Annotated in this window: 13 protein-coding genes, 2 tRNA genes, 1 pseudogene and 1 other annotated feature; of the genes and pseudogenes, 8 read left to right on the forward strand and 8 right to left on the reverse strand. The window is 68.0% G+C overall.

Annotated elements, in window-relative coordinates; genetic code table 11:
* From G554_RS0111705 to G554_RS0111740, 8 genes are all read left to right on the forward strand, one after another.
* Positions 1 to 597 (forward strand): PQ-loop repeat-containing protein, encoded by a 597-nt coding sequence (locus tag G554_RS0111705; RefSeq protein WP_027588046.1) that lies wholly within the window; start codon positions 1 to 3, stop codon positions 595 to 597.
* A complete protein-coding gene (locus G554_RS0111710; protein ID WP_027588047.1) occupies positions 594 to 1838 on the forward strand; it encodes a glutamate-5-semialdehyde dehydrogenase in 1245 nt (414 codons plus the stop codon). Before G554_RS0111705 ends, G554_RS0111710 begins: the two co-directional genes overlap by 4 nt.
* Before the next feature lie 9 nt (positions 1839 to 1847).
* Positions 1848 to 1970 (forward strand): hypothetical protein, encoded by a 123-nt coding sequence (locus tag G554_RS18540; protein WP_257477286.1) that lies wholly within the window; start codon positions 1848 to 1850, stop codon positions 1968 to 1970.
* Between the two features lie 7 nt (positions 1971 to 1977).
* Positions 1978 to 2640 carry a nicotinate-nucleotide adenylyltransferase gene (gene nadD, locus G554_RS0111720; RefSeq protein ID WP_036925422.1) on the forward strand — a complete coding sequence of 221 codons (663 nt, stop codon included), beginning with the start codon at positions 1978 to 1980 and terminating at the stop codon, positions 2638 to 2640.
* Positions 2637 to 3023, forward strand: a complete 387-nt coding sequence (rsfS, locus tag G554_RS0111725; protein WP_027588049.1) for a ribosome silencing factor — start codon at positions 2637 to 2639, stop codon at positions 3021 to 3023. The genes nadD and rsfS overlap by 4 nt, the downstream gene beginning before the upstream one ends.
* The gene (locus G554_RS0111730) at positions 3020 to 3673 is read left to right on the forward strand and encodes a histidine phosphatase family protein (protein WP_027588050.1); all 654 of its coding nucleotides are present in this window, start codon (positions 3020 to 3022) and stop codon (positions 3671 to 3673) included. The genes rsfS and G554_RS0111730 overlap by 4 nt, the downstream gene beginning before the upstream one ends.
* A gap of 89 nt (positions 3674 to 3762) precedes the next feature.
* A tRNA-Ala gene (locus G554_RS0111735) sits at positions 3763 to 3835 on the forward strand.
* Positions 3836 to 3879: 44 nt separating this feature from the next.
* Positions 3880 to 3952 (forward strand) — tRNA-Ala (locus G554_RS0111740).
* 601 nt (positions 3953 to 4553) lie between these two features.
* On the opposite strand, the pseudogene G554_RS18725 reads toward G554_RS0111740, so the two are convergent.
* The 8 genes and pseudogenes from G554_RS18725 to G554_RS0111785 all read right to left on the reverse strand — a co-directional run.
* Positions 4554 to 5636: pseudogene (locus tag G554_RS18725) on the reverse strand (recombinase family protein); the annotation flags it as partial.
* A 143-nt stretch (positions 5637 to 5779) separates the two neighbouring features.
* Entirely contained in the window at positions 5780 to 5977 is a 198-nt protein-coding gene (locus tag G554_RS0111750; RefSeq protein WP_027588051.1) for a hypothetical protein, read from the reverse strand.
* A gap of 2 nt (positions 5978 to 5979) precedes the next feature.
* Positions 5980 to 6531, reverse strand: coding sequence for a DUF4913 domain-containing protein (locus G554_RS0111755; protein ID WP_245570044.1), 552 nt, complete (start codon positions 6529 to 6531; stop codon positions 5980 to 5982).
* An 85-nt stretch (positions 6532 to 6616) separates the two neighbouring features.
* The gene (locus tag G554_RS0111760) at positions 6617 to 7066 is read right to left on the reverse strand and encodes a single-stranded DNA-binding protein (protein ID WP_027588053.1); all 450 of its coding nucleotides are present in this window, start codon (positions 7064 to 7066) and stop codon (positions 6617 to 6619) included.
* An 84-nt stretch (positions 7067 to 7150) separates the two neighbouring features.
* Positions 7151 to 8944, reverse strand: coding sequence for a type IV secretory system conjugative DNA transfer family protein (locus G554_RS0111765; protein WP_027588054.1), 1794 nt, complete (start codon positions 8942 to 8944; stop codon positions 7151 to 7153).
* 531 nt (positions 8945 to 9475) lie between these two features.
* Positions 9476 to 10960, reverse strand: a complete 1485-nt coding sequence (locus tag G554_RS0111775) for an ATP-binding protein (RefSeq protein ID WP_027588055.1) — start codon at positions 10958 to 10960, stop codon at positions 9476 to 9478.
* Positions 10957 to 11535, reverse strand: a complete 579-nt coding sequence (locus tag G554_RS16105; RefSeq protein WP_051232975.1) for a hypothetical protein — start codon at positions 11533 to 11535, stop codon at positions 10957 to 10959. The genes G554_RS0111775 and G554_RS16105 overlap by 4 nt, the downstream gene beginning before the upstream one ends.
* A gap of 33 nt (positions 11536 to 11568) precedes the next feature.
* On the reverse strand, positions 11569 to 12524 hold a 956-nt coding region (locus G554_RS0111785; protein WP_154654267.1), incomplete at its 5' end, for an IS3 family transposase.
* Positions 12409 to 12524 (reverse strand) — a sequence feature (AL1L pseudoknot). This feature is flagged as partial in the annotation. (Overlaps the previous gene by 116 nt.)

The following is a 12524-nucleotide window of genomic DNA, read 5'->3' on the forward strand; positions in this document are numbered from 1 at the left end:
ATGTGGGTGATCGCGATGGGCTGGCTGGCCGGGCTGGTGGGTTCGATGCTGGCCGTCCCGCAGCTGGTCCGGATCCTCAGGACCCGCGAGACCGCCGGGCTGAGCCTGCTCAGCTGGCAGATCACCGTCGCGGTGTGCGCCAGCTGGGCGATCCACGGCGCCCGCGGCGGGATGGTCAACATGCTGCTCCCCAACACCGTGCTGGCATGCGTCTCGGTGCCGGTGATGGTGCTGATCCAGCGGGCAAGACGGCTGCCCGCCGGCCCGGTGTGGGCCACGGTGTGCGGGCTGGCGGCGGTCTGCATCGCCGTCGACCTGTTCACCACCCCGGTGATCTTCGGGGTGGTGATCGTCATCCCGCAGTCGGTGGCCGCCCTCACCCAGCTGCGTGACATGCACCGCAGCGCCGACGTCTCCGGCGTCTCCCCGGTCTTCCTGCTGCAGAACGTCGTCGTGCAGTCGCTGTGGCTGATCTGGGGGAGTCTGGCCGGGGAGGTGTCGGTCATCATCGCCGCGGCGCTGACCGGTGCGCTGTGGGCGGTCAACGCCGTCTACCGGCAGTTCAGGTACGCCAGAACACGTACCATGACCGCATGATGTTTGCAGATCAGGCGCGTGCCGCCAAGGAGGCGACCGGGCCGCTGCGGCGTCTCGACCGTGCCGCCAAGGACCGGGCTCTGGAGTCGATGGCCGCCCGGCTCAGGGATGCCACCGCGAGCGTGCTGTCCGCCAATCGGGCCGATCTGGAGCGGGGCCGGGCCGCCGGGATGAGCGAGAGCCTCCAGGACCGGCTGGCGCTGACCGCCGATCGGGTCGAGGCGATGGCCGCGGGGCTGGAGTCGCTGGCCGGACTGCCGGATCCGGTCGGTGAGGTCGTCCGGGGCTGGACGACGCCGCAGGGAGTCCGTATCGAGCAGCTGCGGGTGCCGATCGGGGTGATCGGCATCATCTACGAGGCCCGTCCCAATGTCACCGCCGATGCCGCCGGGATCTGCCTCAAGTCGGGCAATGCCTCGCTGCTGCGCGGCTCCTCCTCGGCCCTGGAGTCCAACCGGGCGGTGATCGCCGCGTTGCGCGCAGGGCTGGCCGACGCCGGCCTCCCGGTCGACGCCGTCAACCTCGTGGAGGGCGGCTACGACATCACCGATGAGATGATGCACGCCCGCGGTCTGGTGGATCTGCTCATCCCGCGCGGCGGGGCCGGGCTCATCAATGCGGTGGTGACCGGCTCCACGGTGCCGGTGATCGAGACGGGCACCGGCAACTGCCACCTGGTGGTGGACTCCTCGGCGGATCTGGGGATGGCCGAGAGGATCATCCTCAATGCCAAGACCCAGCGGCCCAGCGTCTGCAACGCCCTGGAGACCGTGCTGGTGCTCGCCGAGGTCGCCGCCACCGCGGTGCCGCGGCTGGTCGGCGCGCTCGCGGCGGCCGGCGTCACCGTGCACGGCGACCCGAGGTGCGTCGAGCTGGACTCGCGCGTGGTGGCGGCCGGGGAGCACGAGTTCGAGGCCGAGTACCTGTCACTGGACCTGGCGATGAGGGTGGTCGCAGACCTCGATGAGGCGATCGCCCACATCGCCAGGTACTCCTCGGGGCACTCCGAGACGATCGTCACCTCCAGCCTGGCCTCGGCCCAGCTGTTCCAGGACTCGGTCGATGCCGCGGCGGTGCTGGTCAACTGTTCCAGCCGGTTCGTCGACGGCGGGGAGTTCGGTTTCGGCGCCGAGATCGGCATCTCCACCCAGAAGACCCACGCCCGCGGGCCGATGGGACTGATCGAGATGACCTCGACCAGCTATCGGCTGACCGGAGACGGCCAGACCAGGCTCGGATAGGCTGTGGCCATGAATCTCGTCCCCCTTCTGGCGGGTCTGCCCAACTGGGTGGTCGCCGTCGTCGCCCTGGTCGTCCTGCTGGGTGCCCTGCTGTTCGTGCGCGGGATCGGCAAGGCCCGCCCGCACAGCTGAGAACTCGATGAGCAACAGCGTGGAGCTCGGACTGGCCCGGGTACATGACGGACGCCGGTACCGGCTCGGTGTGATGGGCGGCACCTTCGACCCGATCCACCACGGCCACCTGGTGGCCGCCTCCGAGGTGGCCTCGAGGTTCGGCCTGGACGAGGTCGTCTTCGTGCCGACCGGGGTGCCCTGGCAGAAGAAGGGGCGCAACGTCTCCCAGGCCGAGGACCGGTACCTCATGACGGTCATCGCAACCGCCTCCAACCCGTCCTTCTCGGTGTCGCGGGTCGACATCGACCGGCCGGGGGACACCTACACCGTCGACACCCTCAAGGACCTGCGGAAGGAGCGGGGCAGCGATGTCGACCTGTTCTTCATCACCGGCGCCGACGCGCTGTCGCACATCCTCACCTGGCGGGGGGCCGAGGAGTTGTTCGACCTGGCACACTTCGTGGGGGTCTCACGGCCCGGTGTGCCCTTCGGCACCAAGGACGTCTCGCACCTGCCGGCCGAGAGGGTGACCCTGCTGGAGGTGCCCGCGATGGCAATCTCCTCGACCGACTGCCGCCAGCGGGTCTACACCGGGATGCCGATCTGGTACCTGGTGCCCGACGGCATCGTGCAGTACATCAACAAGCGAGGGCTCTACGAGGAGCCCGACTATCCGGAGGACCATTGAGCGCCACCCAACAGGCCATCGAACTGGCGAGGGCCGCCGCGGTTGCGGCGGCCGGAAAGAAGGGCAGCAACATCGAGGCGCTGGACGTCTCGGAGAAGATGGCACTGACCGACATCTTCCTGGTCATCTCGGCCGGCAATGAGCGCCAGGTCGGCGCGGTGGTCGACGCCGTCGACGAGGCGGTGCGCGGGCTGGGCGGCAAGGCGGTGCGCCGGGAGGGGGAGCAGCAGAACCAGTGGGTGCTGCTGGACTACACCGACATCATCGTCCACGTGCAGCAGCTGGAGGTGCGCCAGACCTACTCCCTGGAGAGGTTGTGGAAGGACTGCCCGCTGATCGATCTCCAGCTTCCCGCCGCGCCCGAGGGGCAGGACGCCGAGTGAGCGGCCCCGCGTTCACCCGTCTGATCCTGGTGCGCCATGGCCGCACCGAGTACAACACCGCCAACCGGTTGCAGGGGCGCATCGACATCCCGCTGGCGGGGCTGGGGGTCCGGCAGGCCGAGGCGGTGGCCCCGGTGGTGGCGGCGATGAGGCCCGATGCGATCATCTGCTCGCCACTGGTGCGGGCCCATCGCACCGCCTCGGCGATCGGCGCGGTGTGCGGCCTGGAGCCGGCCACCGATGAGCGTCTGATGGAGATCGACGTCGGCCGCTGGGGCGGCAAGTCGGTGGCGGAACTGCGCCGGGATGACCCGCAGTTCGCCGCCTCGATGGCCTCCAGCGCCGATTTCAGGCGGCCCGGGGGAGAGACCGGCACCGAAGTGATGGACCGGATCGCCGACGCCCTGGAGGCGATCGCTGCGGCCCACCAGGGCCAGCGGGTGGTGGTGGTGAGCCACGGGTTCGCACTGCGGACCGGGATCTGCCGGCTGCTGGGCGGGGACTACGCCACCTCGCGGACCTTCGGAGGGCTGTCGAACTGCTCGTGGAGCCTGATGGACAGGTTCTCCGACCAGGAGGCGGCGGCCCGCGGGTTGGAGCTGAAGTGGCGGCTGAGGGCCTACAACTGCAAGGCCGAAGTGCCGGCCTGAAGTTGGCACCGTGAGGGGTGATCCTCTATAGTTCGACGGGTCGCCGGAGCAGTCCGGGGGCACGAAGACGGCCTGAAATGGCGGTTTTCGGGGCATTGGCGCAGTTGGTAGCGCGCTTCCATGGCATGGAAGAGGTCAGGGGTTCGAATCCCCTATGCTCCACTCTGACGATGATCAGCCAGATCGCGGGCCGCAGGGTCCGTGTCGGGGCATTGGCGCAGTTGGTAGCGCGCTTCCATGGCATGGAAGAGGTCAGGGGTTCGAATCCCCTATGCTCCACGTAAGATGAGAAAATCGAAACTTGCCCCGCCTGATGGCGGGGCAGTTTTGTTTCTGCAGTGACGTCCGCCGGGGCGTCGATGTTGGTGTGGGCGAGGATGCTGGCGGTGGTCTGCTCGGGTGTGTAGGTGGCGTTCTCTTCGTCGTCGATGGTGATGCGGGTGAACAGGGCGCGGTTGAGGATGCGTCGTTCGGTTGGTTCGCACTTGTTGTAGAGGTCGTCGAGGTCGACGAGGAGGTCGGTGAGCTGGTCCAAGCCTGTTCGGGCGTCGGCGTAGGTGTCGGTGAGGTTGTCGAGCCGGGTGGTGATCTGGTCGAGGCTGGCGCGGATGCGGTCTTGTTCGCTTTTGAGGAGGTCGAGGGGGATCGCGTCGGCGTAGTGAGCTTGGACGAGTTTGAGGCGTTCGGCTTCGAGTTTGTCGCGTTGGGCGGTCAGGAGCTTGCGTTCGTCCTCGCTGGATCCTTCGAGCTGGTCGAAGACGTCGTTGAGGACTTTCCGGACGTGCTCAGCTTGGGCTGGGCTGAGGGAGTTGCGCTGGTAGGTGCGTTCGATCTCGGCTTCGGCGCGTTCGGCGAGGATCGCGGAGCGGGTGCAGTTGGTGGTCTTGCGGCGTCGTCCGGAGCAGGTGAAGTACTCGTAGCGGTCCCCGGTCTTGTCGCGGGGGCGTTCGATCATGAGCTTGGCTCCGCAGGAGCAGTACAGGGTGCCTTTGAGGTAGTGGTCGTACTTCTGTGGTCGTTCGCCCCGGGCGTTGTTGGCGTCGAGGTTGGTTTGGACCCGCAGCCACGTCTCCGCGTCGACGAGGGGCTGGTGGGTGCCGTCGTAGGCGACGCCGCGGAAGGTGACGGTGCCCTGGTAGTAGGGATTGGTCAGGATCTTGTGCAGCCCGGTGGTGGTGACTGGTTTGGCCGGCTGGGAGGGGGTGGGTCGGGTGGTTAGGCCGCGGGCTGTGAGTTCTTTGGCCAGGCGGGACAGGGACCAGTCCCCGGTGGCGTAGGCGGTGAACGCGAAACGGACGAGGTCGGCGCGTTCGGGGTCGATCTCGATCTCGCGGGACTCGCGTCCTCGGGCGTCGGTGGTGCGGACGTTGAGGTAGCCCAGAGGCGCTTTGGTGGGGGTGCCGCCGATAGTGGCCTTCTGGGTCATGCCTTTGAGGACTTCTTGGGCCAGGTTCAGCGAGTAGAACTCGGCCATGGAGGCCAGGATGCCGTGCATCAGCATCCCTGAGGGGGTCTCGTCGATGTTCTCGGTGACCGACACCAGGCTGATGTTCGCATCCCGCAGCGCGGCGTGGATCATGGCGTCATCGAGCCGGTTGCGGGCGAGGCGGTCGACCTTGTTGATGATGCAGTACCGCACCGGGTGCGTGGTGGCGTAGTCGAGCATCTCTTGGAGCGCGCGTCGCTGTGCGGTCTTGGCGGACTCGCCTGGCTCGATGAACTCCTTGATGATCACTGCGCCGAGCTGTTCGGCCTTGCGCTGCGCGGCTTCGCGCTGGGCCGGGATCGACAGGCCCTCTTCCAGCCCGTTGCGGGTGGCCTGATCCTTGGTCGAGACCCGCAGGTAGCTGATCGCCGCCACCTGCCCCTCTCCCTCGGTTGCTGTGGCGTCTGGGCGTGGTGTGGTGCGGGCGAGGCGTCGAAGGCCTGAGAAGTCGAGGCCGGAGAGCTGATCGAGTGTCATGGTGACCGCCTTTCACAAGCCCCCACATAACTGGGGGCGGGTGGGGCGCCGGAGGCGGTCACGTCAGAGTCGAAAAGAACACCCCGCGAACGGGGCTTAGCAAGGCAGGTGCCAACAGCGCCGAAACTTGATGTGAGCCCAGTCTAGCGACCGGCTACGAGCAGGCGACGAAGATGGGCACCGGACTGCCCGACGGGCTGGTCGCCAGCGGTGCGCAGCGCGATCCGGATCAACACCTCCGCAACCTTCGCGGCATCGATCTCCTCACGCGGCTCATACCGGACGCGCAGGGGCCGATCCGCCTCGACGCGGGCCGTGGTGCGGCGATACCGGCGCACCATCTTCAACCACCCTCACGGCCCGACACGTCGTCACGAACCTCACCGGTCGCCGGGTCGATCCGGTCATCCAGACTCGCGTAGAAGGCGTCCTCAGCAGCCTCTCGTTCGTTGACTTGGTCGATGACGAACTGAACGAAGTCGGAATCCCGGTCGGTGATCACCGACTCCCCATGGGTGGGTTGGGGTTCTTCGCCGGGCCAGGTGGTCTGCCGGGTGGGCCGGTCTCGATCGAGGCGGGTGCCGGAGGCGGTGACCCAATCCCGCAGGCGGTGGCGGGCGTCGGCGAAGTCGCGGTGCCAGCCCAGGGGCGCGGAACCGTTCTGTTCGGGGTCGTAGGCGCACAGCCAGTGCAGGTGCAGCGCGGACAGCTCCCAGACCAGTTCGGGATGGCGATGCCAGTACGGCGGCACCACTGAGGCGGGTAGGCCGTAGGTGTGGCGGAGCCAGTCGACCCACCGGTTCAGCTCCAGCAGTTCGGCTTCCAGATCCTGCGCGGATAGCAGGTTCCAGTTGATCGGGCGCGGGGGTTCGGGCAGCGCGTTCGCGTCGAACATGTCGGGCTGGTCGTCGAGGATGCCGGGGTCGTCGTACTGGTCGTCGGGATCGGGGCTGTGAGTGCTCATGATCGGTCCGCCTGGGTCACATGCTGAGGCTGTCGGCGGTGGGCGTGGCCTGGTGGTGCTGGGGTGGTTCGAAGGCCTGCCCCGCGGCGTCGCGGTTCATGGCGTGGCGGGGTGTGCGGTCGACGTCGTAGCGGGTGCGGGCGGTGTCGTGGCCGATCTTCTTGGCGACGAATTCTTCGCCGGCGATGGTCTGGCCGTCGCGTTCGTAGGTGTAGTCGTGGGCGTAGCCTTCGGCGACGAACTGGTCGCCCTTGGTGAAGCGTTCGAAGGCGCGTTCGGCGGTGGCGCGGTAGAGGACGAGGTTGCCGAAGGAGGGCTCCAGCTTGGTGAAGGTGCCGTCTTCTTCGCGTTGGAAGTTCTCCTGGCCGAAGCGGGCGTAGAAGCGGGCATCGCCGCGTTCGGTGTAGGTCAGCTGCGGATCAGATGCGATGAACCCGGACAGGGATTCCTGGGTGCGGATGGCCATGACGCGGTACCTCTCAACTCGTGGACTGCAGCCCGCTGGTGGTGTGGGCTGCTGGTACCGGTCAGGTGCACCGACCGTCCCGGGCTACTCGTCCTGCGCTGCAGGTCCGACCTGGAGAAGCTGTTCCAGTTCACGACGATCCCGTTTGAGGGTGGCGGCGTCGGGGCGGGTGGGCCAGGCGGTCAGGTCGGTGATGATCGGCGGCGCGGAGCGCAGCAGGGTGACGCCGGTGCCGAAGGGGAGGGTGCGGATGCGATCGGGTGGCAGGATCGGCACCCGCCGCACGGTCCGCTGATTAGACCTGGTTCCGTGGTCACCGAGGGTGACGGAGTCGGTGTATTCGTCGCGTTCGCCGATGAGGGTGGTGAGGTCTTGGAGGTCGCGACTGTTGGAGGCGCCACCGAGGATGAGTTTGGCGATGGCTGCGTCCCAGATCGCTCCGGCTTGGTGGTCGGACCATTTGTCGCGTGCCTGGGCGAGCGATTGGAGGACGGGCAGCGTGGTGATCCCGGTCCCGCCACCTTCGGCCATCAACGTCGGCAGCGACGGCAGGGGCGCGAGGTTCCCAATCTCATCAAGCGCGAGCAGCAGGGGTGGGTCGAGCCGTGCGCCGGGTGAGCGGGCGGCGAGACGCCGGGCGGTTTCGATGAGGTCTTCGATGAACGCCGCCACCAGAGCGGCGGACGCCCCGGCGCCAGCACCTGTGGCGAGCAGGTAGAGGGTCCCGGACTCGCGCAGTAAGGTCTCGGGGTCGAAGGGGGTCTCGCCCTCGCGGGGTGTGACCGCGTCGAGGACGCGGGGGTCGGCGAGGGCGCCGAGGGCGAGGGCGACGCCTTGCCAGATGGAGTCGCGGGTTTTGGGGTCGGCGTCGATCATCGCCCCCAGCGAGTCGGCCCACCCGGCGGCCGCTTGGGGGTGGTTGGTGAGGATCGCGACCGCTTCGGCCGCGGCGGCCGGGTCGAGGGTCCACCGGAACAAGTCCGCCGGCTTTCGAGAGTCCAACGCGGCGGCGTGGAGGAGGGATTGGAGGGCGGTGCGGGTCTTGCCTTCCCAGAACCCACCCGACTCCACACCACCAGCCGACAACCCGGTGGCAGACGCCAGCCCGGTCGCGCGGATCATCGCCGTCAGCGGGTCCTCACAGCCCCGCACGGGTGACCAGCGCATCCCCGCCGGGAGCCCTTCGGCCAGGTGCTGGGGATCGAACACCGCCACCGGGCCACGACGCTGCCGGGCGCGGAGAGTGGCGGTCAGATTGTCCGGCCGGGTGGAGGTGGTGACGACGGGGCCGGGGGCGTCGAGGATGGCGGGGATGACGATGTGCAGGCCCTTGCCGGAGCGGGGCGGGCCGATGAGCAGGATCGAGTCCTCCACACTCGCCCACACCCCCTGCCCCTTCGACGTCCCGAGCCGATACCCCACCTCACCCGGCGTCGGATCATTCAGCGACGGCCGCAACGTCGACGCGCGTTTCAGCAGCGCCTTCTCCGAGGCGACCTGGGCGACCTCGTGCCGTGTCGCCGTGCCCGCCAACCGATGCGGATCCACCACCTGAGCATGGGAGCGGCGCCGCCAGGCGACCCATCCCCAGCCCGCGAGTGCGACCAGCCCGCCCAGAGCGACGATGGTGGTGACCCAATAGGCGACGGGGCTGAGACCAGGCGCCCCCAACGCGACTGCGGGGTTACCGGGGTTGAACAACACCCCGGCACCGGCGGCCCAGCTCGCTGTGGGCTGGGGTGCTCCGGTGAGGAACGCGGCGACCGACCCGGCCGCGCGGAGCACGAGGGTGAGGAGGAACAAGGCGATGAGGCCGATGAGGGCGGCGTTGGTCAGTTCCTCACCCATCGACCCACTCTGCCGCTGCGAGGTACTCATCGCGTCTCCTGCACGATGACGGTTCCGGAGGCCCGTCCGACCACCACCACCGGACCCAAGGCAGTGTCGGGTGGGGTGATGGTGCCGTTCTCATCCGCCGCCACTTCCTCAACGATCTGGCCGAGGAACACCGTCTCACCGGGCAGGACCCCACCAGCCGGCCCGAATCATTTTTCGGGGGTGCTGGAGTGTTCGTGGCGGCTTCCTCGTCGGCAGGGGCTGGGGTGTCTGGCTCGGGTTCGGGGGTGCGGCGTGGTCGGTGGGCGTGGATGATGTCGGTGAAGTGACTGCCGTCGGACTCATACACATCAACCCGCACGGGAACACGGCGCTGCTCGGTCAGGTCATCGAGGATCGCTGCGAAGTCACCCCGAACCCACACCTCACCGGCCGGCGGAAGATGCGGTTGCTGGTCGACGGTCACCGTCAGGGTGCCGGTGTTGTCGACGGTGATGACCACGTGCCGCAACACCACCGGCACCGTCTCGCTCGCGTTGTTGCGGCGGTGTCTCAGGGTGGGAAGCTTGGGCATTACTTGACTCCTGCGGTGAGGCGGCTGCTGGTGTCGAACAGCTCCAGCTCGCCGGGGTGGAGCTGGTGCTGGATCACGAACGAGCGGTTCTTGATCCGCCACAGCCCCTGACCCACGCCAAGGTTTGGCAGCAGGGTCTGTTCGGTGCCGGTCAGGCCGAGGGCGGTGGCGGTGGGGCCGAGCTGGTCGGATTCCTGGCGGTAGACGATCCGCGTCTCCGCATTCGCCAGCAGCGAGTTGGCGAGGGAGCGCATGGCGGAGCCTTCGTCGCCGACGTTGTCGAGGTCGGAGAGTTTGTGGAAGATCAGCATGTTCGCGATCCCGTAATGCCGGGCCAGACGCCAATGCGCATCCATCCGCTTCAACAACGCCGGATGGGACATCAGCCGCCAGGCCTCGTCATAGATCACCCACCGCTGCCCACCGTTCGGGTCCAATAGCGCGGATTCCATCCACGCCGAGCTGCAGGTCATCAACACGCTGATGAGGGTGGAGTTCTCGGTCACCCGGGACAGGTCCAGGCTGATCATCGGCAGATCCGGGTCGAACGCCACGGTGGATGGGCCGTCGAACAGGCCGGCGAGGTCACCGGCGACCAGGCGTCGCAGCGCGTGGCCGACCAGGCGCCCGTCTTCGGCCAGGCGTCCGTCGGGGTCGTGGCTGGGGGTGAGGATGTGGTCGACGACCATCGGCAGGATCGGCACATCGTTCTCCGCCACCGTCGTGGTCAGGGCGAGGTCGATGGCGGTGTGTTCCAACGGCGTGAGCCCCCGCACCAGCACTGTTTCGGCCAGCGCGCCGATCAGGTCCCGGCGCCGGGATGCGACGGTAGCGGCCCACTCTTGGTCGGTGAGCCCGCCGGGACGGTGGCCCTCATCGAGCGGGTTCAACCGGGTGTGGAGGCCGTGGCCGAGCACGATCGCCTTCCCACCCACCGCCTCAGCTACCGCGGTGTGTTCGCCCTTGGGGTCGCCGGGGACGTAGACGCGGCGCCCGAACGGCAACGATCGCGTATACAGCGACTTCGCCAACGACGACTTGCCCGATCCGACGATCCCCGCGAGCACCAGGTTTGGGGCGGTGATGATCCCGCGGGCGTAGAGGACCCACGGGTCGTAGACGAAACTGCCACCCGAATACAGGTCCTGGCCGACGAACACCCCATCCGACCCCAGACCGCCTTCGGCCATGAACGGATACGCCCCGGCCAGCGTGGCCGAGGTGTCCTGATGCCGCGGCACCCGCAACCTGCCCGGCGACCGCAACGCCGCTGGCCCAGCCTCACCGGCCGCCGGCAGAAACGTCGTCGCCTTCCGCTCCTCCCGTTCCGCCAGCGCTTTCGCCTTCGCCGCTTCCCGCTCGACTCTGGCCTGCTCAGCCTGCAACCGGGCGGCAGCCTGACGACGAGCCTTACGGGCCTTCCGCCGTTCCGCGGCCGGGGCCACCAACACCGCAGCGTGGAGCCGTTCCTTCTCGCCACTCACAGCGACCGCCCTACCGAAGACGATGCTGCTGCGCCGCCCGTCGGGGGCGTGAACCAATCCGTGCCCTCAGCTGCACGACGCGGAGACTCAGAGGTGACCCCACTGAAAGCGTCCCGTGCAGTGACGACCTCCTCCTCGTCGGGTGTGGGCGTGGTGTCGGGGTGTTCGCGGACCAGCCCGACATACCCCATCTGCGGGTTGTAGGTCAGCACATACCCGTCGGCCTCGAAGGTGCGATCCCACTGTCCGGCCGGGAGCTCGTCGTACACCTCACCGTTCACGAACGCCGCGCCAGTGGTTTCGTCACCGAAGTCCCACTGCGCCAGATGCGCAATCCCCGCCTGCACCCCCTCCACATCAATCAGCTCCAGCACCTCATCGGCCTCACTGCCCTGGAGGAACACCACATTCACCCACCGCCGCGAACGCTCGGGCTCAAGGCTGGTGTGGGTGTGCCAGGCGATCCGACCAGAGGCTTCGTGCGCGCGCATCACCCGATCAGCAACCTCATCCAGACCGTCGGCGGCCTGATGCAACTCATCCGCAGCCGCCAACGCCACCGCCTCCGCAGGCACGCGGTCATCGGTGAATGAATCGCCCCGAGTTTACTAGAGGCTCGCAAGTGCCGCCTCGGCGGGTGCCGATGCGGGGTGATTGTGATGGTAGGTGTCCTCGAGCTCGACGGGCGGGATCATGCCGATCTCGCCGTGCAGCCGCCGGTGGTTGAACCAGTCGATGTATTCTGCGGTCGCGATCTCGAGGTCGTCGATGTTCTTCCAGGGCCCGCGGTTGCGGACCAGTTCGGCCTTGAACAGCGAGTTGAAGGCCTCTGCCAGGGCATTGTCATACGAGTCGCCGGTGGAGCCGACCGAGGCGGCCGCGCCGGCCTCGGCAAGACGCTCGGTGTAGCGGATGGCGACGTATTGAACGCCCTTGTCACTGTGGTGCGTGAGCCCGGTGACGGCCTGGCCTGCGTGATCGCGGGTCCAGATGCCCATCTCGAGCGCGTCCAGCGCGAGGTCGGTCCGCAGCGATCTCGACAGCTGCCAGCCGACCACGCGGCGGGAGAACACGTCGATGATGAACGCGGCATAGACCCAGCCGGCGAAGGTGCGGCAGTAGGTGATGTCCGCGACCCACAACTGGTTCGGAGCGGTCGCGGTGAAGTCACGTTCGACCAGGTCAGGACGATCATCCGGGCCACGACCGGAGATCGTGGTGCGCGGGCCCTTGGCCCGGCTGACCCCTCGCAACCCCGCGACGCGCATGAGCCGCTCGACCGTGCAACGCGCGACGACGACGCCCTCGCGGCGCAGCTGGGCGTGGACCTTCTTCGCCCCGTAGACGCCGAAGTTCGCCGCATGGACGCGGTGGATCTCGACCAGCAGTTCCTCGTCGCGTAGTGCTCGCTTCGAGGGTGGGCGGGTCTTGAACGCGTAGTACGTGCTCGGCGCGATCTGCGTGCCCGCTGCGGTCAGCGTTCGACAGATCGGCTCGACGCCGAACTCATGCCTGTACTGGTCGATGTACTCCACGATCAACGCTGTGGGCGGTCGAGCTCCGC

It is taken from the genome of Acidipropionibacterium thoenii DSM 20276, assembly GCF_000423445.1.
GTDB classification, from domain to species: domain Bacteria; phylum Actinomycetota; class Actinomycetes; order Propionibacteriales; family Propionibacteriaceae; genus Acidipropionibacterium; species Acidipropionibacterium thoenii.